The 26206-nt window shown below is 64.6% G+C and carries 28 protein-coding genes; 20 read left to right on the forward strand and 8 right to left on the reverse strand.

What is annotated here, in order from left to right:
* Positions 1-3 precede the first annotated feature (3 nt).
* Entirely contained in the window at positions 4-354 is a 351-nt protein-coding gene (locus tag FJW06_RS05830; protein WP_041007422.1) for a RidA family protein, read from the reverse strand.
* 234 nt (positions 355-588) lie between these two features.
* Between FJW06_RS05830 and FJW06_RS05835 the strand changes: the two genes are divergently transcribed.
* The 10 genes from FJW06_RS05835 (at position 589) to FJW06_RS05880 (ending at position 10740) form a co-directional block, all read left to right on the forward strand.
* Complete coding sequence (locus FJW06_RS05835) at positions 589-1836, forward strand: MFS transporter (RefSeq protein ID WP_140749310.1); 1248 nt, start codon at positions 589-591, stop codon at positions 1834-1836.
* Positions 1836-2600 carry an SDR family oxidoreductase gene (locus tag FJW06_RS05840; RefSeq protein ID WP_140749313.1) on the forward strand — a complete coding sequence of 255 codons (765 nt, stop codon included), beginning with the start codon at positions 1836-1838 and terminating at the stop codon, positions 2598-2600. Before FJW06_RS05835 ends, FJW06_RS05840 begins: the two co-directional genes overlap by 1 nt.
* Before the next feature lie 30 nt (positions 2601-2630).
* Positions 2631-3653 (forward strand): NAD(P)-dependent oxidoreductase, encoded by a 1023-nt coding sequence (locus FJW06_RS05845; protein ID WP_140749316.1) that lies wholly within the window; start codon positions 2631-2633, stop codon positions 3651-3653.
* Between the two features lie 31 nt (positions 3654-3684).
* Positions 3685-4617 (forward strand): polysaccharide deacetylase family protein, encoded by a 933-nt coding sequence (locus tag FJW06_RS05850; RefSeq protein WP_140749319.1) that lies wholly within the window; start codon positions 3685-3687, stop codon positions 4615-4617.
* Positions 4618-4620: 3 nt separating this feature from the next.
* Positions 4621-5955, forward strand: coding sequence for a dihydroorotase family protein (locus tag FJW06_RS05855; RefSeq protein WP_140749322.1), 1335 nt, complete (start codon positions 4621-4623; stop codon positions 5953-5955).
* A gap of 3 nt (positions 5956-5958) precedes the next feature.
* Positions 5959-6732, forward strand: coding sequence for a glucose 1-dehydrogenase (locus tag FJW06_RS05860; RefSeq protein WP_140749325.1), 774 nt, complete (start codon positions 5959-5961; stop codon positions 6730-6732).
* Positions 6733-6945: 213 nt separating this feature from the next.
* Positions 6946-8040: an HlyD family secretion protein gene (locus FJW06_RS05865; protein ID WP_246674536.1), complete on the forward strand. Its 1095-nt coding sequence runs from the start codon at positions 6946-6948 to the stop codon at positions 8038-8040.
* Complete coding sequence (locus FJW06_RS05870; RefSeq protein ID WP_140749328.1) at positions 8037-9653, forward strand: DHA2 family efflux MFS transporter permease subunit; 1617 nt, start codon at positions 8037-8039, stop codon at positions 9651-9653. The genes FJW06_RS05865 and FJW06_RS05870 overlap by 4 nt, the downstream gene beginning before the upstream one ends.
* Positions 9654-9801: 148 nt before the next feature.
* On the forward strand, positions 9802-10083 hold the full coding sequence (locus tag FJW06_RS05875; RefSeq protein WP_140749331.1) for a hypothetical protein: 282 nt from the start codon (positions 9802-9804) through the stop codon (positions 10081-10083).
* A 225-nt stretch (positions 10084-10308) separates the two neighbouring features.
* The gene (locus tag FJW06_RS05880; RefSeq protein ID WP_140749334.1) at positions 10309-10740 is read left to right on the forward strand and encodes a cupin domain-containing protein; all 432 of its coding nucleotides are present in this window, start codon (positions 10309-10311) and stop codon (positions 10738-10740) included.
* Positions 10741-10781: 41 nt separating this feature from the next.
* Here the strand turns inward: FJW06_RS05880 and FJW06_RS05885 are convergent, their stop codons facing one another.
* Positions 10782-11237 (reverse strand): carboxymuconolactone decarboxylase family protein, encoded by a 456-nt coding sequence (locus FJW06_RS05885; RefSeq protein ID WP_140749337.1) that lies wholly within the window; start codon positions 11235-11237, stop codon positions 10782-10784.
* 196 nt (positions 11238-11433) lie between these two features.
* On the opposite strand from FJW06_RS05885, the gene FJW06_RS05890 reads away from it, so the two are divergent.
* The 4 genes from FJW06_RS05890 (at position 11434) to FJW06_RS30450 (ending at position 13244) form a co-directional block, all read left to right on the forward strand.
* The gene (locus FJW06_RS05890; protein ID WP_246674537.1) at positions 11434-12186 is read left to right on the forward strand and encodes a copper homeostasis protein CutC; all 753 of its coding nucleotides are present in this window, start codon (positions 11434-11436) and stop codon (positions 12184-12186) included.
* Positions 12186-12692 carry a GNAT family N-acetyltransferase gene (locus FJW06_RS05895; RefSeq protein ID WP_140749343.1) on the forward strand — a complete coding sequence of 169 codons (507 nt, stop codon included), beginning with the start codon at positions 12186-12188 and terminating at the stop codon, positions 12690-12692. Before FJW06_RS05890 ends, FJW06_RS05895 begins: the two co-directional genes overlap by 1 nt.
* A 142-nt stretch (positions 12693-12834) precedes the next feature.
* Positions 12835-12969 (forward strand): hypothetical protein, encoded by a 135-nt coding sequence (locus FJW06_RS30770; protein WP_281404877.1) that lies wholly within the window; start codon positions 12835-12837, stop codon positions 12967-12969.
* A gap of 47 nt (positions 12970-13016) precedes the next feature.
* A complete protein-coding gene (locus tag FJW06_RS30450) occupies positions 13017-13244 on the forward strand; it encodes a hypothetical protein (RefSeq protein WP_246674538.1) in 228 nt (75 codons plus the stop codon).
* Here FJW06_RS30450 and FJW06_RS05905 read toward each other — a convergent pair whose 3' ends face one another.
* From FJW06_RS05905 to FJW06_RS05920, 4 genes are all read right to left on the reverse strand, one after another.
* Positions 13245-14267 (reverse strand): acyltransferase, encoded by a 1023-nt coding sequence (locus FJW06_RS05905; RefSeq protein WP_140749346.1) that lies wholly within the window; start codon positions 14265-14267, stop codon positions 13245-13247. It lies immediately after the preceding gene.
* Positions 14268-14469: 202 nt separating this feature from the next.
* The gene (locus FJW06_RS05910) at positions 14470-15267 is read right to left on the reverse strand and encodes a xanthine dehydrogenase family protein subunit M (protein ID WP_140749349.1); all 798 of its coding nucleotides are present in this window, start codon (positions 15265-15267) and stop codon (positions 14470-14472) included.
* Between the two features lie 12 nt (positions 15268-15279).
* The gene (locus tag FJW06_RS05915; protein ID WP_140749352.1) at positions 15280-17628 is read right to left on the reverse strand and encodes a xanthine dehydrogenase family protein molybdopterin-binding subunit; all 2349 of its coding nucleotides are present in this window, start codon (positions 17626-17628) and stop codon (positions 15280-15282) included.
* 109 nt (positions 17629-17737) lie between these two features.
* The gene (locus FJW06_RS05920; protein ID WP_140749355.1) at positions 17738-18238 is read right to left on the reverse strand and encodes a (2Fe-2S)-binding protein; all 501 of its coding nucleotides are present in this window, start codon (positions 18236-18238) and stop codon (positions 17738-17740) included.
* 264 nt (positions 18239-18502) lie between these two features.
* Here FJW06_RS05920 and FJW06_RS05925 point away from each other — a divergent pair, with 264 nt between their 5' ends.
* Both FJW06_RS05925 and FJW06_RS05930 read left to right on the forward strand, forming a co-directional pair.
* A complete protein-coding gene (locus FJW06_RS05925) occupies positions 18503-19687 on the forward strand; it encodes an FIST signal transduction protein (RefSeq protein ID WP_140749358.1) in 1185 nt (394 codons plus the stop codon).
* A gap of 5 nt (positions 19688-19692) precedes the next feature.
* A complete protein-coding gene (locus tag FJW06_RS05930; RefSeq protein WP_140749856.1) occupies positions 19693-21027 on the forward strand; it encodes a hybrid sensor histidine kinase/response regulator in 1335 nt (444 codons plus the stop codon).
* 10 nt (positions 21028-21037) lie between these two features.
* Here FJW06_RS05930 and FJW06_RS05935 read toward each other — a convergent pair whose 3' ends face one another.
* Entirely contained in the window at positions 21038-21721 is a 684-nt protein-coding gene (locus FJW06_RS05935) for a response regulator transcription factor (protein WP_040981753.1), read from the reverse strand.
* Positions 21722-21927: 206 nt separating this feature from the next.
* Here FJW06_RS05935 and FJW06_RS05940 point away from each other — a divergent pair, with 206 nt between their 5' ends.
* Both FJW06_RS05940 and maiA read left to right on the forward strand, forming a co-directional pair.
* Positions 21928-22626 (forward strand): fumarylacetoacetate hydrolase family protein, encoded by a 699-nt coding sequence (locus FJW06_RS05940; RefSeq protein WP_140749361.1) that lies wholly within the window; start codon positions 21928-21930, stop codon positions 22624-22626.
* The gene (gene maiA / locus FJW06_RS05945; protein WP_140749364.1) at positions 22623-23273 is read left to right on the forward strand and encodes a maleylacetoacetate isomerase; all 651 of its coding nucleotides are present in this window, start codon (positions 22623-22625) and stop codon (positions 23271-23273) included. The genes FJW06_RS05940 and maiA overlap by 4 nt, the downstream gene beginning before the upstream one ends.
* Before the next feature lie 7 nt (positions 23274-23280).
* Here maiA and FJW06_RS05950 read toward each other — a convergent pair whose 3' ends face one another.
* Positions 23281-24510 (reverse strand): MFS transporter, encoded by a 1230-nt coding sequence (locus FJW06_RS05950; RefSeq protein WP_210238951.1) that lies wholly within the window; start codon positions 24508-24510, stop codon positions 23281-23283.
* Positions 24511-24602: 92 nt separating this feature from the next.
* On the opposite strand from FJW06_RS05950, the gene FJW06_RS05955 reads away from it, so the two are divergent.
* Together FJW06_RS05955 and FJW06_RS05960 are read left to right on the forward strand one after the other, a co-directional pair.
* Positions 24603-25061: a helix-turn-helix domain-containing protein gene (locus tag FJW06_RS05955; RefSeq protein ID WP_140749370.1), complete on the forward strand. Its 459-nt coding sequence runs from the start codon at positions 24603-24605 to the stop codon at positions 25059-25061.
* Positions 25062-25157: 96 nt separating this feature from the next.
* Positions 25158-26198, forward strand: coding sequence for a zinc-dependent alcohol dehydrogenase family protein (locus FJW06_RS05960; RefSeq protein ID WP_140749373.1), 1041 nt, complete (start codon positions 25158-25160; stop codon positions 26196-26198).
* Positions 26199-26206 lie beyond the last annotated feature (8 nt).

Here is a 26206-nt window from a genome sequence, read left to right on the forward strand (position 1 = left end):
GGCTCAGCCGACCGCCGCCGTCACCATGATCTCGACGCGATACTGGTCGCCGGCAAGCCGCGCCTCCACCGTGGCGCGCACCGGCATGGCGCTCCTGTCGATCCAGGCGTCCCAGGCGGTGTTCATCATCTCGAAATCGGCGATGTCGCGGAGCCAAATCTGCGCGCTGAGCAGCTTCGACTTGTCGCTGCCAGCCTTGGCGAGAAGCGCATCGATCTTGGCCAGGATCTGCTTGGTCTGGCTGGTGGTGTCGCCGGACAGATCATCCGCGGTCAGGCCGGCCACATAGACGGTGCCATTGTAGCGGAGTACCCGGCAGAAGCGCTGGCCGTTTTCGAGGCGTTCAATCGTCATGATGTTCCCTTCCGCTGGTTTCCAGATCTGGTTTTTTGCCTATGGTAAGGAGGGTGCAAAACCACTGTAAAGCCCGCGCCGCGCCGAGACGCCGCTTTCCTTTGCCGGCATGGCCAAAAAAATTTAAGCCATAGCCGCGTCAATCTTCGTTTGTGGCAATCACTGCAAAGTGTAGCTTCTGCTCGGGCTGCCGTCTGTCAACGGTGCCGCCAGGGAGCCGCCGCAGCCGCATTCATGAGGTCGATCGCTCAATCCGCGATGAGGCTTTGGCACAATGCAGAGCGCTCCCGCGCCATGCTGCCGGTCATGGTCGGCATTTGCCTCGCTTGTATCGGCAGCGCCATGCTGACCACTGCGGTATCGCTGCATCTCGGCAAGCCCGGCATTTCTCCCCAGGTCGTGCAGATCGTGTTGACCGCTTATCCCGTGGGCTTCCTCGTCGGATGCCTGGTCACGCGTCCGGCGGTCGCCCAGTACGGCCACGAGCGAACCTTCGTGGCGATCCTAGTGCTGGCGCTGCTGGCGGCGTCCGACTTCGTCTTCACCGATTTCCTGCCAAGCTGGATCTGCTTTCGCCTGCTAGGCGGCATGGCGATGGCCTCCCTCTTCGTCGTCTGCGAAAGCTGGATCAACCTCTACGCCGAGCAGCACAATCGCGGCGCGCTGTTTTCGCTCTACATGCTGACGACGGCGATCGCAGTGCTGCTTGGACAACTCCTTGTGGGCCTGGTCGGCCCGCAGTCTCCGCATCTGTTCCCGGTCGCGGCGGCGACGGTGCTCTTGGCTTTGATCTCCAAATTCATCGGTGGGCGCTGGCCGGCGCTGCCGGCCGCCGATCCGGAGCACGCGAGTTCGGCCAGGCCAGTCAAGCGCCTCGGCCCGCTGGCGCTGTTCCGGCTGGCGCCGGTAACGGTCGTGGCGATCTTCCAGGGCGGCATCACCAATATGAACATCTTCGTGCTGACGCCGATCTACGGCACCCAGATCGGCCTTTCGGCGGCAACGACGGTCGGGCTTGTCACGACCATCAGCATCGCCGGCATGCTGGCGCAGACGCCGGTCGGCTGGCTGTCGGACCGGTTCGAACGGCGCATCATATTGCTTGTCCAGGGCATTCTGTCGGTCGCGCTCTGCGCCGCGATCGCCTGGGTCGGCAATTCCTCGGTGCCGCTGCTCTTCGTTCTGTTCTTCATCTATGGCTGCACCGCGCTCACTGTCTATCCGGTGGCGATGGCCTTCGGCGCCTCGCAATTGCACAGCCGGCACATGGTCGGCGCGTCCGGCACTCTGCTCCTGCTCTATTCGGTCGGCAATGTCGCGACGCCTGGCATTTCAGCCGGCCTGATGGAGCATATGGGCGCTCCGGCCATGTTTGTGCTTCTGGGCGGCGGCGCCGTGCTGGTGACGCTGGCCGCCTGCTATAACCTCCTGCGCCGTCCAGTCACGCTGGCGACCATGCAGGCGATCGAGGAGCGGGTCTGATGACGGATCCAGCCAAGAACCGCCTGCAAGACAGCGTCATCCTGATCGCCGGCGCCGCCAGCGGCATCGGCGCGGCAATTGCCCGGCGCTGCGTCGCCGAACGCGCAAGAGTCGTCTGCGCAGACTACGATCTGGAGCCGGCTACAAGACTGGCTGACGCGCTTGGGCCTTCCGCGGCCGCCTGCCAGTGCGACGTGACGAACATCGACTCCGCGAAATCGGCCGTCGACTTCGCCGGGAAGAAATTCGGCCGGCTCGACGGGCTGGTGCACAATGCCGCCGCGCCCTCGACCAGCGCCACCGTTGTCGATCTCGACGAAAGCGCCTGGCGGCACGAGATCGATGTCGGCCTGACCGGCGCCTTCCTGATGAGCAAATTCGCCGTGCCGCTGATCGCGGCGAGCGGCGGCGGCTCGGTCGTCTTCATCGGCTCGCAATTCGGCCGCGTCGCCACCGCTCGTGCGATCGCCTACTGCGCCGCCAAAGCCGGCCTGATCCACCTTGCCAAAGCGATGGCCGTCGACCACGCGCCCGACAAGGTTCGCGTCAACAGCCTGTCGCCCGGCGCGGTGGCGACGACGCGCCTGCTGCGCAGATTCGCCGATTTCGAGGCGGCCAATGCCGGCCTCGGCCCTGCCCACCTGCTCGGCCGCATCGCCGAGCCCGACGAGATCGCCGCGGCGGCAGCCTTCCTGCTTTCCTCCGACGCTTCCTTCGTCACCGGATCCGACATGCTCGTGGACGGCGGCTATGCGACGCGCTGAGCCCGAAACCTCACTTCCGAAGGAGTTCCCATGACTCTCCTCGTCACCGGCGGCACCGGTTTTGTCATGAGCGTGGTCGCGCGCGCATGGCTCCACCGCGACCCTCTGGCCCGCGCCGTCATCCTCGACCGCTCCGGCCTCGACGCGGCCGCCGAAAAGCATTTCGCTCCGGTGCGCGACCGGCTCACGGTGATATCCGCCGACATCCTCGACCCGAAAGCCTGGTCCGACGCGCTCGACAAGCAAGGCATCACGGCGATCGTTCATGGCGCGACGATCACGCCGATCGCCCGCGGCAGCGCATCGGAGGCAAAGCGCCAGCCGGAGGCCGAAGACCCGGCCCGCATCGTCGACGTCAATCTGATGGGCACCGTGCGCGTGCTGGACTGGGCCCGCACGAATCCGGACCTGAAACGCTTCATCTATGTTAGTTCCGGCTCCGTCTACCGCCACAATGGCCCCGACTGGAGCGGCGAACCGCTGCCGGAGGACGGCTATGTCGCGCCGCTGACACTCTATGGGATCTCGAAATTCGCTTCCGAGATGGTCACCAATCGCTATGCCGACCTGTTCGGCCTTTCAGCGGTCTCGGTTCGGCTCGCTTCGGTCTACGGCCCGATGGACCGCGCCACCGAGAGCCGCAATTTTCGCCATGTTCCCAATCGCGTCGCGCATATGGCGTTGGCCGGTGAGACGATCAGGCCGAACAGCCTGGAGCCGGTGGGCGACTACGTCGCCTCGACCGATGTTGCCGCCGCGATCCTCGCGCTGATCGATGCTCAGCACCTCAATTACCGCCACTACAACATCGGCTCCGGATCGACCCAGACCATCGGCGAGATCATCGGCTGGGCAGCCGAACGCGTGCCGGGACTGAAGGCCGAGGTGACGCCTGGCGAAGACGCCAATATCGTCCAGGATGTGATGCTGAAAGGCGGCATGTGGGGCGCCTATGACATCGCCCGCATCATGCGCGACACCGCATGGCGGCCGCGTTCCGGCAAGGAAGCCTTCCACGCCTACATGGACTGGATTGCCGCCAACGAAAGCTGAGCCAAACCAAACCGAAGGAGGATGACGAGAGATGCCGACCGATCCGCAGCAAGCACAGCAGCCGCGCGACTTTGTCGGCTACGGCCCGCACCCGCCCTTCGTCACCTGGCCGGGCGGCATCAAACTCGCCATCAATCTCGTGCTCAACTACGAGGAAGGCTCGGAATACAACTGGCTGGAAGACGGCCGCAACGACAATTGGGGCGAATACAATCTGACCGGCAGCATGCCGGTGCGCGACCTCGGCACCGAGACGCATTACGAATATGGCAGCCGCGCCGGCGTCTGGCGCCTGGCCAGGTTGTTCGACCGCTACGACATTCCTGTCACCTTTTCCGCCTGCGCCGTGGCGCTAGAACGCAACCCGCCCTTGGTCGAGTGGATAAAGGCGCGCAGGCATGACCTGATGGGCCACGGCCTGCGCTGGATCGACTACACAACCATGGAGCGCGGCGAGGAAGAGCGCCAGCTGCACGAAGCGGTCGCGCTCTACGAGAAGCTGCTGGGCAAGCGGCCTTTGGGCTGGAACTGCCGTTCGCTGCCCAGCGTCAACACGCGCGATCTCCTGGTCGAGGAAGGCGGCTTCCTCTACCACTCCGATCCCTGCAACGACGACCTGCCCTATTTCCTCGACCATCGGGGCACGGAGATCCTGGTCGTTCCCTACTCCAAGACGCTCAACGACAGCCGCTACCTCGTCGCGCCCGGCTACGGCAATCCGCGCGACTTCGCCGAGGACTGCCGCTCGGCCATCGACTATATGCTTTCCGAAGCCGACGAGACCGGCGGCCGCATGCTCACCATCGGCATCCACGCCCGCTGGACCGGCCAGCCGAACCGGGCATCGGGCCTCCGCGAAGTGATCGAGCATGTCCGGCAAAGCGATGGCGCCGCCTTCATGCGACGCGAGGACATCGCCCGCTTCTGGCATGCCAACCATGCCCGTTTCGAGCAGCGCGGCTGAGCGATGTTCGACACGCTGATCCGCGGTGGAACGCTGGTGAATGCCGACAGCCTCGGCCACGGCGACATCGGTATTGTCGCGGGCAAGGTCGAGGCAATCATCGCGCCCGGCGAAGCCGCCGAAGCCAGGACGGTCGTCGACGCCTCCGGCAGCTTCATCCTGCCCGGCCTCATCGACGCACATGCGCATCTGCGCGACCCCGGCCTGACCCACAAGGAGGATTTTTCCTCCGGCACCCATGCGGCCGCACTGGGCGGCGTGACCACGGTGCTCGACATGCCGACCGACGAGCCTTGGACCGCGACGGCCGAGCAGCTCGCCGACAAGATGGCGATAGCCGAAGGCCGCATCCATGTCGATGTCGGCCTGCAGGCCGTGCTCAGCCGCGACATGTCGGCTGTCTCTCGCCTGCTCGAGCGCGCGCCGGTGTCGTTCGAATTGTTCACCGCCGACGTCCCGGACGCCTTCCTTTTTGCCACGCTCGACAGCGTCGCCGAGGCGCTCAAAGTTTTCGCCGTCGCCGATACGCTGATCGGCATCTCGCCCGGCGACCAGTCGATACTGACCGGCAGCTCCGAGCGCGATCGCTCGGGTACGATCGACGCCTTCCTGGACAGCCGGCCGCCGCTGGCAGAAGCCAGCGGCATCGCCCGCGCGCTGGTCGCCGCGGCTTCAACCGAAGCGAGGATCCACGTCAGGCAGATCAATTCCGAACTCGGCGTCGAGACCTGGAGCCGGCTGCGCGGCATGGCCGACGCCAGCATCGAGACCACGCCGCAGAACCTGTTCTTCACGGCTAAGGACTACGAGGCGCAAGGCGCCAACCTGAAGGCCTCGCCGCCCTTGCGCTTCGCACACGACGTCGACGCGCTGCGCGCCGCGCTCAGCGCCGGGCTGATCGACATCGTCGCCACCGATCACGCCCCGCACGCGCCGGCCGAAAAGGCCGCGGCTTATGCTGCTTTCGCCGACATCCCGGGCGGCATGCCCGGATTGCAGACGCTGCTTCCCACCATGCTGAGGCTGGTCGACGACAGGATCATCGCCCTTCCTGACCTGGTGCGTATGTGCTCTCGCAACCCGGCCGAGCGCTTCGGCCTCGGCCGGCGCAAGGGATGCATCGCCGCCGGATACGATGCCGATCTGCTGATCCTCGATCCCCGCCGATCCAGCACCATCGCCAACGCGGATCAGGTGTCGCTGGCCGGCTACACGCCTTTCGACGGCTGGACCGTAAAAACACGGCTGACCAGCGTCTTCCTGCGTGGCCACGAGATCGTGCGCGACGGGCGGCTGGCCGGCACGGCGCAAGGGAAGATCGTCACCCGGGAGAGCTGAACCATGGCCCTGCTCGACAACAAGACCGCCATCGTCACCGGAGCGAGCTCCGGCATCGGCCGTGCGATCGCGCTCAAATTCGCCGCCGAAGGCGCCAACGTCGTCATTGCCGATACGGTCGAGCAGCCGATCGAGGGCGGCCAAGCCACCGCTGATATGATCCGTTCGGCCGGCGGCACCGCCATTTACGTCAAGACGAACATCTCCGACTGGAATGCCGTCGACGCGCTTGCCGGCGCAACCCTCGATCACTTCGGCCGGCTGGACGTGATGGTGAACAATGCCGCGATCTACACCAGTACCAACCTGATCGAGACGACGCCGGAACAATGGAACCGCGTTATTGGCGTCAATTTGACGGGCTTCTTTTACTGCAACAAACGCGCCGTCACGCAGATGCTCACCCAGACGCCGGTCAACGAGGTGCGCGGCCGCATCATCAACATCTCCTCGCAGCACGGCATGGTCGCCTGCCCCGGCGATTTTCCCTACTCCGTCAGCAAGGGCGGCATCGTGCAGATGACGCGCCAGATCGCCGTCGACCACGCCAACGACCTCATCGTCTGCAACGCCATCGCTCCGGGCAAGATCATCACCGGCAAACCGGGTGTCGCCAATGACCCTGACGCGCTCGACTATTCGCGCCGCCGCACGCCCTGGCCACGGCTCGGGCATCCGAATGACGTGACTGGCGCGGCGCTGTTTCTCGCCAGCGACATGGCAAGCTATATCACCGGCATCAATCTTACGGTGGACGGCGGCTGGATGGCGGGCTGACGGCTGTCAGCCGGGCCACGGTCCGGCACCCGAGGGCAGGAACCTTTGCGGAAACCGTCCGTTGACCCTGCTGCGAGGGGGTCAGCGATTCTGGGATCCGTTGCCTTGGACGCAAAAACCGACAGAAAAGAGCGCGAAACCGCTCCCGCCGAGGAAGCGCGGACTCAGCCCCGGTCCGATCGGCCGCAACGCCCGCCGGACGACGAAAAGCGCGTGGAAAATGAGCGCGACGACGAGCGAGCGCAAGACAGGCAGCCGAATGACAGCGAGCCTGACGACAACAGGCCGGGGCTCATAAGGCGCCATCCCTATATCGCGGCAATCGTCGCGATCCTCATCCTGCTGGCCATCGCGGCCGTGGTCATCTGGTGGATCAACGCACGCCAATATGAATGGACCGACGACGCCTTCATCGACGCACGCACGGTGACGATCGGCGCGGAAATTGCCGGACGCATCACCGATGTCGCCGTCACCGACAACCAGCCGGTCGAGGCCGGCGCCGTGCTTCTGCGCATCGACGACAGCGACTATCAGGCCTCGCTCAAACAGGCGCAGGCCGGCGTGGTCGCGGCGCGGGCCGATATTGCCAATGTGCAGGCCCAGACCGAAGCGCAAAACGCCAAGATCGATGCTGCCGAAAGACAGGTGGCGCAGGCGCAGGCGGCGCTCGAATTCGCCAAATCCGAGGACCAGCGCAACCGTGAGCTCCTGGCCAAGGGCACGGCGACGCAACAGCAGGCACAGCAGGCCGCTTCGACCCTGCGCCAGGACCAGGCAGCACTCGATACCGCCAACGCCAATGTCGAGGCGGCAAAAAGCCAGGTGGCTGTTCTGCAGGCTCAAGGTAAGAGTGCCGAGGCCAAGCTGCACCAGGCTGAGGCCACCGAGAATCAGGCCAAGATTACCCTTACCCGCACGACCATCACGGCGCCCGTCGCCGGCCGTGCCACCAACATCACCGTGGCGAAAGGCACCTATGCGCAGCCCGGTCAGGTGCTGATGATGTTCGTGCCCAACGACGTCTGGGTGAAAGCCAATTTCAAGGAGACGCAGCTCGACCTGATGCGACCGGGTCAGCCTGTCGATATCGCCATCGACGCCTATCCGGAAAAGACCTTCCATGGCCATGTCGATAGCGTCCAGGCGGGCAGCGGCACGGCGTTCAGCCTGCTGCCTGCCGAAAACGCCACGGGCAATTTCGTCAAGGTGGTGCAGCGCGTGCCGGTCAAGATCGTCTTCGACCAGCCGCCCGGCGTCTATCTCGGTCCCGGCATGTCGGTGGTTCCGACGGTCAAGGTACGATGAGCGATGCCGCAATAGCCCAGGGCAGCGAAAGCCGGTCCGCCGCCGGCGGGCGCAACCCCTGGCTCATCGCGATCGTCGTCTCGATCGCGACCTTCATGCTGGTGCTCGACACCTCGATCGCCAATGTCGCGCTGCGCAACATCGCCGGAAGCCTGGCCGCCGGCATGGACGAGAGCACATGGGTGATCACCACCTATCTCGTCGCCAACTCCGTCATCATCCCGGTCAGCGGCTGGCTGACCAGCGTCATCGGGCGCAAGCGCTACTACATGACCTGCGTGGCGACCTTCACGCTGGCCTCGCTGCTGTGCGGGCTGGCGCCCAACCTGCCGACATTGATTGCCTTCCGCATCCTGCAGGGGCTCGGCGGCGGCGGCATGGCGCCGAGCGAGCAGTCGATCCTCGCCGATACTTTTCCGCCCGAAAAGCGTTCGCAGGGCTTTGCCCTCTACGGCATTGCGGTGATCGTCGCGCCGACGATCGGGCCAACTATCGGGGGCTGGCTGACCGACAATTTTTCGTGGCATTGGATCTTCTTCATCAACGTGCCGTTCGGCATCATGTCGCTGGCGCTCGTGCAATGGCTGGTGATCGAGCCCGACATTCTCGAACGCGAGCGCCGCGAACGGTTGAGCAAGGGGCTGAAGGTCGACTGGATCGGCTTCATCCTGGTGGCGATGGCGCTCGGCTGCCTCGAAGTCTTTCTCGACGAAGGCCAACGCAACGACTGGTTCGCCTCGACCTTCATCACCACCTTCGCAGTGATCTCGGCCGTGTCGTTCCTGCTGCTCGTCCCCTGGGAGTGGACGAGGCGCGATCCGATCGTCGACATCCGCCTGCTTTTCAGCCGGCAGTTCGGCATGTCGTTCCTCGTCATGCTGGCGGTGGGCGCCGCGCTCTTCAGCACCACGCAGCTTTTGCCGCAGCTGCAGCAGACGACCTTCGACTACACCGCCACCCTTTCCGGCCTGTCGATGATGCCGGGCGGCATCGCCATGCTCCTGCTGATGCCGGTCTCGGGTTTTGCCGCCGGCGTCGTCCAGCCACGCTATCTCATCATGATGGGCATGTCGGTGGTCGCGGTCGCGCTTTGGCACATGACCTCGCTGACGCCCGACGCCAGCTTCGGTTTCTTCGCATATGCGCGCATCTACATGATGATCGGCCTGCCGTTCCTGTTCATCCCGATCTCCACCGCCGCCTATGTCGGCCTGCCGCCTCAGAAGACCGATCAGGCGTCCTCGCTCATCAATGTCGCCCGCAACATCGGCGGCAGCATCGGCGTGTCGCTGTCCAACACGGTGATTGCCCAGAACGCCCAGTTCCACCAGTCGGTGCTGGTCGGCCACACCGCGCAGTCGAGCGACACCTATCAACATATGCTTCGCCAGGTGACGGACCATTTCGTCGCCGAGGGTTCGCCGCTGGTCGAAGCCAGGCAGCAGGCCGTCGGCTGGATCGGACAGGAGATCGGCCGCCAGGCCTCGCTGCTCGCCTATGTCGATGTATTCTTCTATTGCGCGATAGCCACAGCGCTGCTGGTGCCGCTCGCTCTGTTGCTCCGATCGCCGAAGCCCGGAGCAGCCAAACGGCAGGACACTCCTGCGGCCTGACCGGACGACAATCCAATCGACGCACCCGGCTGCAGAGCCATTTTCCCGGTAACGATAAAGTGTCGGCGCAAGCTTCGGCCCGGCATGGTGGAGCTCCAGTCCGGTGCTAGCTTTCGCCGTGGGGGAACTCGAAACAATGGAGATCGCAATGAAAGTAGCAGCTCGTCTTCTTGCCTCTTTCGCTCTCGCGGGATTTGTCGCCACCGGAGCCATGGCGGCGACGTCGACCGCGACAACGACGGCGCCCGCTGCCAGCACGACAACGACCATGGCTCCGACGACGAAGAAGCCGAAATCGACCATGACGCCCGAAAAGACCGCGATCTCGAAACAATGCTCGGCGCTCGCGGATCAGAAAGGTCTTCACGGCAAGGAGCGCGAGAAGTTCCGCTCGGCCTGCAAGAAGAACGGCGGCAAGGCGCCGAGCTGATCCGTCGGATCACCGTGGCGGCACCCCGCTGTTTTCATCGCACAGGGAAACCGTCGGGCCGACCGGTTAAGGTGATTTTACAGTGCTCAGGCCCCGGCAAGTCCGGGGCCTTTCACGTCTTCCAGGGGTCGCCAGAAATGGCAGCGCCCGAGATCCGACACGTGCAAAAGGATGCTTGCGCGTCAATTTCCGCCGGGCGATGGTGCGGCAACTTTGGAGGGGATCATGCGCAGCATCACGATATCCGCGCTGCTCGCCGTAGCCACCGTCTATGCGACCGCGGCCAACGCCTTGGACAGCAGCAACACGCTGGTCGTCGTGACTCCGCTGGCGTCGAAGACGACGACCGCGTCCGGCCAGCCGATCACGCTGCCGCGGAAGAACGTCGAGGTTCAGGTCTCATCCTATCAGATCGCGCCGGGCGCGACGCTGCCGGTGCACAAGCACCCCTTCCCGCGCTATGCGTATGTCGAGCAAGGCACGCTCAAGGTCACCAATGTCGAGACCGGCGCTGCCAACACCTACAAATCAGGTGACTTCATCGTCGAGATGATCGGCCAATGGCACCAGGCCACCAATATCGGCGCCGATCCTGTGAAGCTTCTGGTGATCGACCAGGTCGAACAAGGCGCCAAGAACACGATCCTGAAGCAGTAGCGGCAAGACGCGCGCTTCGAAGCACGCGTCCTCTTCTCGATTCAACCCCAGGCGCCCACCGGTTGCCGCGTGGTGGCATTCAGGCGGTTGAACGCATTGATCAGCGCGATCTGGATCACCAGGGCGGCGAGCGCCTTGTCGTCATAATGGCGCGCGGCCTCGTCCCAGACGTCGTCCGGCACCGCGTCGGAACGATCGGCTAGGCGCGTCGCGGCTTCCGTCAGCGCAAGCGCGGCGCGTTCGGCTTCGTTGAAGTACGGCGTCTCCCGCCATGCCGACACGGCAAAGATCCGCTCGTCCTTCTCGCCGGCCTTCTTCAACTCGCGGGCATGCATGTCGACGCACACGGCGCAGGCATTGATCTGGCTGGCGCGCAGATGAATGAGCTTGCGCGTCACATAAGGCACGTCGCCGGCTTCTGTCGACTTGTCGAGCGCCAGCAGCGCCTGCAGCGCGCCGGGAATGAGCATCACCGGGTTCTTCAATCTTGCTTCCATCGTCGGTTTCCTCGGGTTCTTGCGGCCGGCAGGGGCACACACCGATCAATAACCTTCTAGTTATGGATAACCAATAACTTTACAGTTATACATTGTCAAGCGGCTTCCATGGCTGGACCGATGGTTGCGGCTTTCGCGGCGGCGCGCCCGGTGCTACGGCTGCCCATCTCATCGAAAGCATGGATGGAAGCCGGTGGTGGACACGCAAAGACCCCTGATCGAAATCTGCGTCGAAGGCATTGACGGGCTGCTCGCCGCGCAGGCGGCCGGCGCCGACCGGGTCGAGCTCTGCGCCAGCCTGATCGAAGGCGGCATCACGCCGAGCCTGGGCACGGTGCGCGCCGCGCTCGAAAGCGCGACCATTCCCTTCCACGTCATCGTGCGCCCGCGCGGCGGTGACTTCCTCTACAGCGAAGCCGAATACCACTCGATGCTTGCCGACGTCGAAGCGCTGCGCGAGCTGGGCGTCGCCGGCGTCGTTGTCGGCTGCCTCACCGCCGACGGCGCCGTCGACGAGGCGCGTATGGGCGCATTTGTCGAGGCTGCCGGCCCGCTCAACGTCACCTGCCACCGCGCTTTCGATATGACGCGCGATCCGTTCGAGGCGCTCGAAGCCCTGATTCGCTGCAAGGTCGGCCGCGTGCTGACCAGCGGCCAGCGCGACACCGCGCTCGAAGGCATCGAGCTTCTGGCGGAGCTGGTTCGCCAGGCCGGCGATCGCATCATCATCCTCGGCTGCGGTGCCCTGGCGCCCGACACCATCGGCGAGGTGCATAAGCGCACCGGATTGACCGAAATGCATTTTGCCGCCCTTGCCGATGTTCCGAGCGCCATGCGCTACCGCAACCCGCAAGTCGGCATGGGCGGCACCGATCTCGACCGCGAATACCGCAACACGGTAACCGACCAGGCCAAGGTGGCGGCGACGATCAGGGCCGCGAGGGCTTAATGGCTGAGACGACCAGATATCTGCTGCCGATCGAACGCGTCTCGCCCGGCGACGAAGCCGCCATCCTCGTGCTCAACAACGAGCATGCGGCGGAACTTTCCTGGCTGGAGGCGGATCGGTTGTCCTTCCTCATCAGGCAAGCCTTCTACACGCGCCGCATCGGCGCGCTCGAAGCCTTCATCATGACCTTCGACCAGGATGCAGACTACGACAGCCCGAACTTCCTCTGGTTTCGCCAGCGCTACCTGCGCTTCGTCTATGTCGATCGTGTCGTCGTAGCTGCGGGTGCCCGTGGCCGCGGCCATGCCCGACGGCTTTACGAGGATCTGTTCGAGCAGGCCCGGCGCGCCGGCCACACGATCGTCACCTGTGAGGTCAACGCCGATCCGCCCAATCCCGCCTCGGATGCTTTTCATGCCGCGCTCGGTTTCGCCGAGGTCGGCGATGCGGTGATCCATGGCGGCAAGAAATCGGTGCGCTATTGGGCAAAACCCATCGCCGCCTGAGCGCCGCCACCACGCTGGCTAGGAAAACAAGCCGAAGCTACATAGCTGCTCCGCTGTTGGTGGGGCGACATCATGGCCAGCAATGTCCTCCGCTTCGACGAGAGCTGGGACATCGCCGAAGGCACACCCCAGCAAGTGAAACGTGCGGTCGGACGCTCAGCTTCTGCCGCTTTGGTGGGGCGATGCCTATAAGGAGGTCGAGCCGCTCGACAAGAAGGGCAAGGGCGTCGTCGGCGCCCCGCGCCTGGGCAAGAGCGCGCGGCGCCCTGCCCTATGAGCTGAACTTTCATCATCGAAGCTGCCGAGCTCATACCCGGCCCGGCGGTGAAGGCCTTCGATTTCGACGGGCTCTGGCGGGCGGAGCTGTCGCCGTCCGGGACCGGCACGCATGTCGATCTGGTTTGGCAGGTCACGGTCGAGAGGCCGACCCCCAAGCTGCTGGCGGCGGTTCTGAGACCAGCCTTCGCCTGGAACCGTCGCTGGACCACGCCGCGCGGCGAAGCCGGGCTCCGCCGCTATCTCGCTGCGCAACGAGCGACGAAACTTGCTTGATCACCAGTTGCGGTTGAGCCAGCCGCGGGCGGGTTTCTCGACGATGTAATAGCTCGCCAGCGCACAGGCGAATACGGCCGCCAGCATCGGGATCGGCGCGCTGCCGCGCTCATCGACGAATTTGTAGAAAGGCTGCTGCCAGAGATAGAGCGAATAGGACCACAGCCCGAGCATCACCATCGGCCGCGACGACAACGGCCCCTTCAGAGTGCCGCCGGCGAAGTCGAGCGTGTTGACCGCCAGCGCCAGAAGCGGCACGGCGAGAGTGTAATGCAGAGGCGTCGGTACCCGGTCGCTGAACAGCAGAGCGCCGCAGGCCGCGGCCGCGACAGCCACATGGCGGCTCTTCAGGAAAGCCGGCAGGCGCCCATCGGCCTTGAGCAGGCAGATCGCAGCCGATAGCAGGATCGAGGCGATATGCACGTCGGTGCGCCAATAGGTGGTCTCGTAGCCCATGCCGAGCACCCCGTAGGAAATGGCGCCGTTGGCCATGGCCAGCAGCGCCAGCACGACCAGCAGCCGCACGACATTCGCCCTTCCGGGAACCACCACGCTGATCAGCGCCAAAAGGATATAGGAGTGCTCCTCGACGCAGAGCGACCAGATATGGTCGAGCGCGCCGGCGCGATCGATGAAGATGCCGGCAAAATTGTAGGTGAAGGTCAGCGCCGTCAGTGCCGCCTTCCACTTGAACGCGATGTAGGTGCCGGCAAGACCGATCATGGCGGCGATCACGAACACCAGCAGCGCGGGATAGATGCGTGAGAAACGGCGCTTGAAGAATTTCTTCAGCGGAAAGTGCTCGATGAACAGGATCTCGCCCATCAGCCGGCCGCTCAGTACGAAGAAGAACTCGACGCCGAGGACGCCGAGATTGATTCCCGGGACCGGAAAGAAATGGCCGATCAGCACCAGGGCGATCGACAGGCCGCGCCAGCCGTCGAGATAGGCCAGCCTTGTCCTGGCTTCCCTGTCGGCTGCGGTCCGCGGCAGGACGACGGACGCTGCGGAGATGTCGGTCATACCGTGCCTTCGCAACTCGAGGTCCGCACGCGAAGCCTCGCCCGCATCCCGGACCATCTGGTGTTCCCGCCGAATTTATTTTGCAGTGCGGGATAATTTTGTGCAAGTGCGAAGCTGAAATTTGACCGGCGTTCCCGGTCAAGCCTCCGTTATGACGAAAAGGGGCCGAGCCGGCCCCTTCCTTGATCCGCGGCATTGCCGCTCAGGCGTTGGCCGCGGCCACGGCGCGCTTGGCCATCACTGCGATCAGATTGGCCCGATAGTCGGCGGAGGCATGGATGTCGCTCATCAGCTCCTTTGCCGGCACTTTGAGGCCGTCGAGCGCCGCGGCATCGAAATTCTTCGCCAGCGCCGCCTCGATCTCCTTGCAGCGGAAGACGCCGTCCTCGCCGGCGCCGGTCACCGCCACCCTCACCCCGTCCTTGCCCTTGGTCACGAACACGCCGACGATGGCGTAGCGCGAAGCCGGGTTGCGGAACTTCTGGTAGGCTGCCTTGGTCGGCGCGGTGAAGCTCACCGCGGTGATGATCTCGCCTTCCTTCAACGCTGTCTCGAACAGGCCCTTGAAGAATTTGTCCGCCCCGATCTCGCGTTTGTTGGTGATGATCGTCGCGCCCAGCGCCAGCAGCGCAGCCGGATAGTCGGCCGCCGGATCGTTGTTGGCGATCGAGCCGCCGATCGTGCCCTTGTGGCGCACGGCCGGGTCGCCGATCAGCGATGCCATATGGGCGAGCGCCGGACAGGCCTTCTTCAGCTTCTCGTCGGTGGAGACGTCGTAATGCGTCGTCGCGGCGCCGATGGTGATCGTCTTGCCGGACACCTTGACGCCCTGCAGGTCCTTGAGCCGCGAGACGTCGACTAGGTCCGAGGGCGCCGCTAGCCGCGTCTTCATGGCGGGGATCAAGGTCATGCCGCCGGAGAGCAGCTTGGCATCGCCGTTCTTCAAGAGCTTGGCGGCGTCGGCGACGGAGGAAGCACGGTGATAGTTGACGGAATACATGATCGCTCCTCCTCAGTGCTTCGTCGCGCGGATGGTTGCCCACACCGTCGCGGGCGACGCCGGCATGGGGATGTCGACGACGCCGAGCGCATCGGTGATGGCATTGATGACCGCCGGCGGCGAACCGATGGCGCCGGCCTCGCCGCAGCCCTTGACGCCGAGCGGATTGCCCGGGCATGGCGTGTTCGAGGTCGAGACCTTGAAGGACGGCAGGTCGCCCGCGCGCGGCATGGTGTAATCCATGTAGCTTGCCGTCAGAAGCTGGCCGCTGGAGTCGTAATGCGCGCCTTCCAGCAAGGCCTGGCCGACGCCTTGCGCAATGCCGCCATGCACCTGGCCCTCGACGATCATCGGATTGATGATGTTGCCGAAATCATCGGCCGCGACGAACTGGATGATTTCCGTCAGCCCGGTTTCCGGATCGATCTCGACCTCGCAGATGTAGCAGCCGGCCGGAAAGGTGAAATTGGACGGATCGTAGAAGGCCGTCTCCTTCAGCCCGGGCTCCATGCCCGCCGGCAAATTATGGGCGGTATAGGCGGCAAGCGCCACCTGGAACCAGGGCAGGCTCTTGTCGGTGCCCGCGACCTTGACCTCGCCATTCTCGATGACGATGTCGCCCTCGTCCGCCTCCAGCAGATGCGCGGCGATCTTCTTGGCCTTGGCCTCCACCTTGTCGAGCGCCTTGACGATGGCCGACATGCCGACGGCGCCCGAACGCGAGCCGTAAGTGCCCATGCCCATCTGCACCTTGTCGGTGTCGCCATGCACGATGGAGACGGAGTCGATCGGCACGCCGAAGCGCTGGGTGACCAGTTGCGCGAAAGTCGTCTCATGGCCCTGGCCGTGGCTGTGCGATCCGGTCAGCACCTCGATCGTGCCCACGGCATTGACGCGCACCTCCGCCGATTCCCACAGCCCGACGCCGGCGCCAAGCGAGCCGACGGCCGATGAGGGCGCCAGCCCGCAGGCCTCGATGTAGCAGCTCATGCCGATGCCGCGCAGCCTGCCCTGCTTGGCGGCGTCGGCGCGGCGCTTGGTGAAGCCGGCATAGTCGGCGGCCTTCATCGCCGCATCGAGCGATGCGTTATAATCGCCCGCGTCATAGGCCATGATCACCGGCGTCTGATGCGGGAAGGACGTGATGAAGTTCCGGCGCCTGAGCTCCGCCGGCGACACCCCAAGCTCGCGCGCCGCGGTCTCCATCATCCGCTCGAGCACGTAGGTGGCCTCCGGCCGCCCGGCACCGCGATAGGCATCGACGGGGGCGGTGTTGGTGTAGACGGCGCGCACATTGGCGTGGATCGCCGGGATGTTGTACTGGCCCGACAGGAGCGTCGCGTAGAGATAGGTCGGCACGCAGGACGAGAACAGCGACATGTAGGCGCCGAGATTGGCGATTGTGTCGACCTTGAGGCCGGTGATTCGGTTATCCGTGTCGAAGGCCATCTCCACCGTCGAGACATGGTCGCGGCCATGCGCGTCCGACAGGAAGCTTTCTGTGCGGTCGGCGACCCACTTGACGGGAACGCCGGTCTTCTTCGATGCCCACAGGCAGACGATCTCTTCCGGATAGATGTAGATCTTGGAGCCGAAGCCGCCGCCGACATCGGGCGCGATCACACGCAGCTTGTTTTCCGGCGCGACATTGTAGAAGGCGCTCATCACCAGCCGCGCGACATGCGGGTTCTGCGACGTCGTCCAGCAGGTATAGTGGTCCTCCGCCTTGTCGTAGTGCCCGAGAGCCGCGCGCGGCTCCATCGCATTCGGCACCAGCCGGTTGTTGACGATCTTCATGCGCGTGACATGGGCCGCCGACCTGATCGCCGCGTCGGTCGCCTTGCCGTCGCCGAGCTCCCAGTCGAAGATCAGGTTGTTCTCGGCCTCGGCATGGACCTGCGGCGCTCCGGGTTGGATGGCCTTGGTGGCGTCGACGACGGCCTTCAATTCCTTGTAGGTGATCTCGACCGCCTCCGCCGCGTCGCGCGCCTGGCCCTTGGTGTCGGCGATCACGATGACGACCGCGTCGCCGACATAGCGCACCTTGTCGACGGCCAGAGGCGACCACGCGCCCATCTTCATCGGCGTTCCGTCCTTGGAGTGGATCATCCAACCGCAGATCAGATTGCCGATGCCGTCGGCCTTGAGCTCCTTGCCCGTCAGGACGCCGACGACGCCCGGCATCGCTTGCGCCTTTTTCACGTCGATCTTCTTGATCTGCGCATGCGCGTGCGGGCTGCGCACGAACACGGCATGCTTCATGCCGGGCACCACCATGTCGTCGACATAGCGGCCGCCGCCTGTGATGAACCTCTTGTCTTCCTTGCGCGCCACGCGGGCGCCGACGCCTTCGATACCCATTGCGGAAATTCCTCCGGAATTTAGGGGAGTAGGGCAGTAGGGGAGTAAGGCAGTAGGGAAATCGGTGTCTTCTTCACCTACTCCCTTACTCCCCTGCTCCCTTATTCCCCTAAGCTGCCTGTCTCGCCTTGCCCTTGGCGCCCTTCGCCATCGTCTCCGATGCGGCGAGGATCGCCTTCACGATGTTGTGGTAGCCCGTGCAGCGGCAGATGTTGCCTTCGAGCTCGGCGCGCACCGTCGCCTCGTCCAGGCCCTCCGGATGGCGCGCGATCATGTCCGTCGCCGTCATGATCATACCCGGCGTGCAGAAGCCGCATTGCAGTCCGTGATGCTCCTTGAATGCGGCCTGCACCGGATGCAGCTCCGCGCCGTCGGCCAGTCCCTCGATGGTGACGATGGTCGAGCCCGAGGCCTGCGCGGCGAGCATCGTGCAGGATTTCACCGCCCTGCCGTCGACATGCACCACGCAGGCGCCGCATTGCGACGTATCGCAACCGACATGCGTTCCGGTGAGACCCAGGTGCTCCCGCAGGAAATGCACCAGCAACGTTCGGTCTTCGGCGCTCCCGCTGACCCGTTTCCCGTTCACAGTCAACGACACGTCCGACATACAGCCTCCCTGGGTATTTACCTTGGTCCTCACCCTGCCGATGCCGCGCTTGTGCTTCGGCAGTACGTCATTCGCGCACCGTACAACGGGCAAAACAGCGCTGCCAGCGCCGGTTTCATTGTACTTTCGATCATGGCAAAAGCTATGTGCAGCGCAGCAACCCGCCCCATTGCCAAAACCGGGATTGAAGGCAAAGATGCCTTCGACGCGAAGCGTGCCTGACGGGCATAAGAAAAGACACGCACAAAACAGCGTTGGAGGAAATTGCGGAGGAGGCAGCTGGCCAGTTCGAGCACACGCTATGCATCCGGCCTTTCGGCGCTCACCACGGATGAGCCCGACCCGGATTGCTTTGCCCGGGCCATCGCTGCGGAAGCGGCGATCGTGGATGCCGGCTTCGCGCTTCTGTTCTTCTCCCAAAGCTTGGTCAACGCAGCGGCGCTTGCGCAGGCACTGAAGGTTCACGCGCCATCGCTCGCCTATGCCGGCTGCTCGACCGCCGGCGAAATCACGCCGCAGGGACTGGAGGAAGGGCATGCCCTCGCCCTGCTTTTACCGTCGGCGTCGTTTTCGATCGTCAGCACCACGGTCGAGAACCTCTCTTCCTCGGGGATGGACGGGATAACCGGCAAGGTCGTGGAGCTGCGGCGCCTGCTGCAATCCCGCGCCAGCCGGGAGCGGGCGAAGAGCGTCTTTGCCCTCTGCTTCATCGACGGGCTTTCCTATGCCGAGGAAGCGGTGACCTCGGCCATCCACTGGGGGCTTGACGACATCCCGCTGATCGGCGGCTCGGCGGGCGACGACCTGAAATTCGAGACGACCAGCCTGATCTCGAACGGCAAGGTCACTTCCGACAGCGCCATCATCGTGCTGGTCGCGACCGAGATCCCTTTCCACGTCTTCAAGACCGACAATTTCGTTCCGACCGACGAGAAGCTGGTGGTGACGGCGTCCGACCCGGACCATCGCATCGTGCACGAATTCAACGCCACCAACGCGGCGGAGGAATATGCGGCCTCCGTCGGCACTGTGGCCCAGGCGCTGACGCCGCTAAGCTTCGCTTCCCATCCGGTCGTGGTGAAGGTGGCCGGCGAATATTACTGCCGTTCCATCCAGCGCATGCATGTCGACGGCTCGCTATCGTTCTTCTGCGCCATCGACGACGGCGTCGTCCTGTCCATAGCCCAGCCGAAGAACATGGTGGAAGCGACGCGCGCCGCCTTGGAGGACGCCGAACGCAAGGTCGGCGGCATCGACATGATCCTGGGTTTCGACTGCGTGCTGCGCCGGCTCGATGCGCGCAACCGCCAAGTCTACCGTGACATTTCGGAACTCTACCGGACCAACAAGGTCATCGGCTTCGGCACCTATGGCGAGCAGTATCGCTCCATGCACCTCAACCAGACCTTTACCGGCATCGCCTTCGGCGAGCGCCGGGCAGCCGAGTGAGCGAGATGCCGCTTCGCGACATCAACGACCTCGATAGGCTGAAGAAGATCAACGCGGCCCTTCTCAGCCGGGTCGAGCGTTCGATGGACCAGCAGGGCAACGCCTTCTCGCTGTTCCAGACAGCCATCTCGCTGGAAAACCGGGTGCGCAACCGCACCGAGGAACTGCACGCCACGCTGCGCAGGCTTGAGCAATCGAACATCGACCTCGTCGCCGCCAAGGAAACGGCCGAGTTGGCGAACCTTTCCAAGACCAGGTTCCTCGCCGCCGCCAGCCACGACGTGCTGCAGCCGCTCAACGCCGCGCACCTTTCGGTCTCGGCACTGGCCGAGGTCCAGACCAGCGAGGAAGGCCGCAAGCTGGTGCGCCAGGTCGAGCGCTCGCTGGAGACGATGGAAGACCTCTTGCGCACCCTGCTCGACATATCCAAGCTCGACGCTGGCGTGGTGCAACCGGAAATCGTCGACATCAGCCTGGAGACGCTGTTTTCCTCGCTGCGCTCGGACTTCTTGCCCGAGGCGGAAAAGAAAGGCCTGTCGCTGAAATTCCGCCCGGTCAATGTCGTCGTGCGGACCGACCGCACGCTGCTGAGGCGCATCCTGCAGAACATCCTCTCCAACGCCTTGCGCTATACCCGCTCCGGCGGCGTGCTGGTCGGCACCAGGCATCGCGGCGATACCATCCGCATCGACGTCGCCGACACAGGCTGCGGTATTGCCGAGGATCAGCGCGAAGCAGTGTTCGAGGAATTCCACCGCGGCACCGTGACGCTTGCCGATGCCGGGCTCGCCGGCGGGCTTGGCCTCGGCCTCGCCATCGTGCGCCGCATGGCCGCCGCGCTCGGCCACCCCGTCACCTTTTCCTCGAAGGTCGGGCGCGGCACCATCTTCCACATCGACGTGCCGGTCGGCATGGCAGCCGAACCGGTGGCGGCCGTCGCCGACATGGACCGCCCGCGCGGCTACGGCCTGTTCGGCACCAAGGTGCTTTTGGTCGAGAACGACGTCGACGTGCTCTCCGCCATGACCTCGCTGCTGGAACGCTGGCAATGCCAGGTGCGCGCCGCCACTTCGACCGACGATGCGCTCGACCTGCTCGGCGACACTGCCTGGATGCCCGACATCGTCATCGCCGACCAGCATCTCGACGGCGGCGACCTCGGCACCGCGACGATCGCCGACGTGCGCGACTATCTCGGCCGCCCCGTGCCGGCGCTGATCGTTACCGCCGACGGCTCCGAGTTCGTCGCCAAGGCCGCTCGAGCCGCGGGGATCGAATTGATGCGCAAGCCGCTGAAGCCGGCGCAACTACGCGCGCTGCTGGCGCATTTGTTGGCGTAGAAACATCGCCTCAAAACCCAGCCTGGTCGCGAAACAGCTCCGCGTTGTCCAGCTTCGAGACCTCGATCACCGCTTGAGTGCGGCTATACACATTGAGCTTGCGCAATATCTCCGAGACATGCGCTTTCACGGTGGTCTCGCCCACCTGCAGCTCATAGGCGATCTGCTTGTTCAGCATGCCCTGGCGCAGCATCTGTAGGACCCTGAGCTGCTGCGGCGTCAGCCTCGCCAAGCGCTGCACCATGTCGGCGCGGTCGGTGCTGTCGGGGTCGGGCGGCTGGCCCTCGTAGTTCTCCGGCACATAGACGGCGCCGTCCATCACGGAACGGATCGCCGCTGCAAGATCGCTCTTGCGCGCTGATTTCGGGATGAAGCCGGCGGCGCCGTAGGACAGCGCCTCGGAGATGATCTTCGGCTCCTCATAGCCCGACACGATCACAACAGGCAGCCGCGGGTAGCGGGTCCTCAACTGCAGGAGGCCTTCGAAGCCATGCACGTCGGGCATGCTCAGATCGAGCAGCGCGAGGTCGAACGGCTTGGCATCGGCAAGAAGCTCGATCGCTTCCGCGATCGAGCGCGCCTCGACCGTGTCGACGTCCGGATAGGCCATCTGCACCGCGCTATGCAGCGCCTCGCGAAACAGCGGGTGGTCGTCGATGATCAGGAAGCGGGCGCGATCGCTGACGGAGGTCATTGCACGGGTTCAGGCATCGGTTCGGTTTCAGCCGGCACAGGATAGTCCTGTGACCATGGCCAGATTATTGGCAAATAGTATACGCCCAATGATAAAGCGCATTGTCACTGAAACGACAGGCCGATGTGCCGGGACGCCCGAGTCTTGCCCGCCCGGCAAAATCGGCGGAAGGTAGGCACGATTAATGCCAACACAGAGAAAAAACCATGCCAGAATTCGTCCTTCCGCCGCCGGCGATCGCGTCGGTTGCCGTCGCAGGCTCGGCGGAGCGCTTTGCCGTGCGCCGCATCTTCTGCGTCGGCCGCAATTACGCGGCGCATGCGCGCGAGCTCGGCAATGACGAGCGCGACCCGCCCTTTTTCTTCACCAAGCCGGCCGATGCGGTTGTCGACAGCGGCGCCGAGATCCCCTACCCGCCGCTGACCTCGAACCTGCATCACGAGATCGAGCTGGTCGTCGCCATCGGCAAGGCCGGCTTCCGCATTCCGCGCGCCGATGCGCTCGCCCATGTCTGGGGCTATGGCGTCGGCGTCGACCTGACCCGCCGCGACCTGCAGGATCAGGCGAAGAAGGCAGCGCGTCCCTGGGATTGGTCGAAGGCGTTCGACCGGTCCGCGCCTTGCGGACCGCTGGTCCCGGCCGCGAAATCGGGACATCCGGAGAAAGGCCGAATCTGGCTCGCCGTCAACGGCGCGGTGAAGCAGGACGGCGACCTTGCCGAATTGATCTGGCCGACCGCCGACATCGTCGCGACCTGCAGCGAGGCAGTCGAGTTGCAACCAGGCGATCTGATCTTCACCGGCACGCCGGCCGGCGTCGGCGCGGTCCAGGCCGGCGACAGGATCACCGGCGGGGTGGACGGCATCGGCGAGATCGAGGTGACCATTGGGCAGCCGAGGCGATGAGCGACCTCGTCCTCCACAACTACTACCGCTCCTCCACCTCATACCGGGTGCGCATCGCGCTGGCGATGAAAGGGCTGGACTACACCCATGTGCCGCATCATCTGCGCCACGGCGAGCATCTCGAGCCCGCCTATCTCGCTGTCAATCCGCAAGGTCTGGTGCCGGCGCTGGTACTGGACGACGGCAGGCTTTTGACTCAGTCGCTGGCGATCATCGAATATCTCGACGAGATCCAGCCTGAGCCGCCGCTGCTGCCGAAGGATGCGCTGGGTCGAGCTCGCGTCAGGATGTTGGCGCAGATGATCGCCTGCGACATCCACCCGGTGAACAATCTGCGCGTGCTGACCTCGCTGCGCAGTTTGTTCGGCGCCGGCGACGAAGATGTCGTCAACTGGTTCCGGCACTGGGTGAACGAAGGCTTCCAGCCGCTTGAAAAGATTCTGGCCTCCTCGCCCGAGACCGGCGCGTTCTGCCATGGCGATGCACCCGGCCTCGCCGATATCTGCCTCGCCGCCCAGGTCACCAACAATGCCCGCTTTGGCGTCGACATGGCGCCCTATCCGGTGATCGCGCGCATCAACACCGCCTGCATGGCGCTGCCGGCATTCCAGAAGGCTGCGCCGCAGAACCAGATCGATGCCGAATAGCCCGGGCTTAGCCTCCTAGCCTCAACGTCACCGCCCAGAACACCAGCGCCGCCAGCCCGATGGCGCCGCCAAGTGCGCAAACACCTGTCCAGCCCCAGGCGCCGTAGGTCATGGTCGAGGCGATGGAGCCGAGCGCGCTGCCCAGCGAATAGAAGATCGTATAGCCGCCGACCAGCCGGCTGCGGGCGTCCGGCCGGCGGGCGAAGATCAGGCTTTGATTGGTGACGTGCACGGCCTGGATGGCGAGGTCGAGCATGAATATGCCCAGCACCAGCAACCAGAGCGTCTTGCTCATGAGCGCGATCGGCAGCCAGGCGGCGGCCATCAGCGCGAGGCCAAGGCCGGTCACCAACTGGCCCCGCCCACGATCGACGAGGATACCGGTCCAGCGAGCGCCGAGCGCGCCGGCGACTCCGGCCAGGCCGAACAATCCGATCGCTGTATGCGACAGCGAAAAAGGCGGCGCTGCGAGCGGCAGCACCAATGGCGCCCACAGCACGTTGAAACCGGCGAAGATCAGCAGCGCCAGCACCGCGCGCACGCGCAGCAAGGGTTCCTCGACGAACAGAAGCAGCACCGAGCCGAGCAGCCTGGCGTAGGATGTTGGCGGCCGCGCCGCCTCGTGGCGGGGCAGCACCCGGAACAAGATCGCCGCCATCACCAGCGTGAGCACTGCCGAGACAAGATAGACGGAGCGCCAGCCGGCAAAATCGGCGATCAGTCCGGCAACGAAACGCGCGAGCAAGATGCCGAGAATGACGCCGCTGGTGACGGTGCCGACCGCCCGCCCCCGCTCCTCAGGCGCCGCCAGATCGGCGGCATAGGCGACCAGCACCTGCACGACGACGGCGAGCAGGCCGACCGCAGCGTGGCTTGCAAGCAGCATCGCGGCACTCGGCGAAAGACCGATAACGATCAGCGCCAAGGCCGAAAGCACGGCCTGGGTCACAACCAGCTTGCGACGGTCGAACAGGTCGCCGAGCGGCACGATGAAGAACAGGCCGAGCGCGTAGCCGATCTGCGTCATCGTCACCACGATGCCGACCGAGGCGGGGTCGATCGCGAAGTCGCGCGCGATGGCATCGAGCAGCGGATGCGCGAAATAGACATTGGCGACGCTCAAGCCGCAAGCAACCGCGAAGATCAGCGCAGTGAGGCGCGGCAATCCGGCCTTGGCCTTTCCTCCCTCGCCGTCTTCGAACTGTCGCAGATCGGCTCGTTGCAGCTGCAGATCCATCGCGCTCTCCATTCGGTTGCAACTTGAAACCGTTGCGAAATATGCAAAGCGGTTTTATATTGCAACCGAAATCAGGAGGCTGGACCAACGAAATGGTTAAACGGACGAGCCATCAAAGCGCGGATTGCCTCATCGCTCGGCCGCTCGATGCCATCGGCGACTGGTGGTCGCTGCTCATCGTGCGTGACGCCTTCGACGGCTTGCGGCGTTTCGGCGAATTCCAGAAAAGCCTCGGCGTGGCCAAGAACATCCTGTCGGCGCGCCTGCGCAATCTGGTCGCGCATGGCATCCTCGAAATCGTTCCGGCACCGGACGGCAGCGCGCACCATGAATATGTGCTGACCGAAAAAGGCCGTGGCCTGTTCTATGTGCTCGTAGCTCTGCGCCAGTGGGGAGAGACCTATTTCTCCGGCCCGGGCGAGCCCTACACCTTCATGGTCGACACCCGGACCGGCAGGCCGATCCGCCGCCTGGAAGTTCATGCCGAGGACGGTCGCCTGCTGGCGCCGGGCGAAACGCGGCTGGCCGATTTCCGCCAGCAGCCGGAATAACCGATCGGTCCGCCAGCCGCGGCGCTGGCAGAATCGATTTCCGGTCGACCGCCCGCGGAATCGGCTATCGTCAGCTCAAAACGTGGGAGTTTGCCGATGAAAGCCGTCGTGTTCGAGAAATTCGGCGAGGCGCCGACGATCCAGACCGTGCCCGATCCGAAGCCGGCCGCCGACGGCGTGGTCATCAAGGTCGAGGCGACCGGTCTTTGCCGCAGCGATTGGCACGGCTGGATGGGCCATGACGACGGCATCACGCTGCCGCATGTCCCCGGCCATGAACTTGCCGGCGTCGTCGTCGCCGCCGGCAAGCAGGTCAGCCGCTGGAAGGCCGGCGATCGCGTCACAGTGCCCTTCGCCGTCGGCTGCGGCCGCTGCTACGAATGCACCTCAGGTAACCATCAGGTCTGCGAGCACCAGTCCCAGCCGGGTTTCAACGCCTGGGGCTCGTTCGCCGAATATGTCGGCATCGAGCATGCCGACACTAACCTCGTGCGCCTGCCGGAGGAGATGGAATTCGCCACCGCAGCCAGCCTGGGCTGCCGCTTCGTCACTTCGTTCCGCGCCATCGTCGACCAGGGCCGGGTGACGCCCGGCGAATGGGTGGCGGTGCATGGCTGCGGCGGCGTCGGTCTGTCGGCGATCATGATCGCCAGCGCCATGGGCGCCAATGTGATCGCCATCGACCTCACCGAGGAGAAGCTGGAATTCGCCAGGAAGATCGGCGCGGTGGCGACGATCAACGCCTCGACGACGCCGAACGTGGTCAAGGCCGTCAAGCAGATCACCAATGGCGGCGCGCATATGTCGATGGACGCGCTGGGACATCCCACCACATCGTTCAACTCGATCTCGAACCTGCGCCGTCGCGGCCGCCACGTTCAGGTCGGGCTGATGCTGGGCGAGCATGCCCGCCCGCAAGTGCCGATGGACAAGGTGATCGCCTTCGAGCTCGAAATCCTCGGCAGCCACGGCATGCAAGCCTACCGCTATTCCGCGATGATGGAGATGATCCGCACCGGCAAGCTCAAACCCGAATTGCTGGTGGGCAAGAAGATCAGCCTAGATGAGGCGCCTGCCGCGCTGATGGGGATGGGCGGCTTCGAGGGGATAGGCATCGGCGTGGTGACGACGTTCTGAGCAATTCC

Origin of the sequence: Mesorhizobium sp. B4-1-3 (genome assembly GCF_006439355.1) — a bacterium.
Classification (GTDB): domain Bacteria; phylum Pseudomonadota; class Alphaproteobacteria; order Rhizobiales; family Rhizobiaceae; genus Mesorhizobium.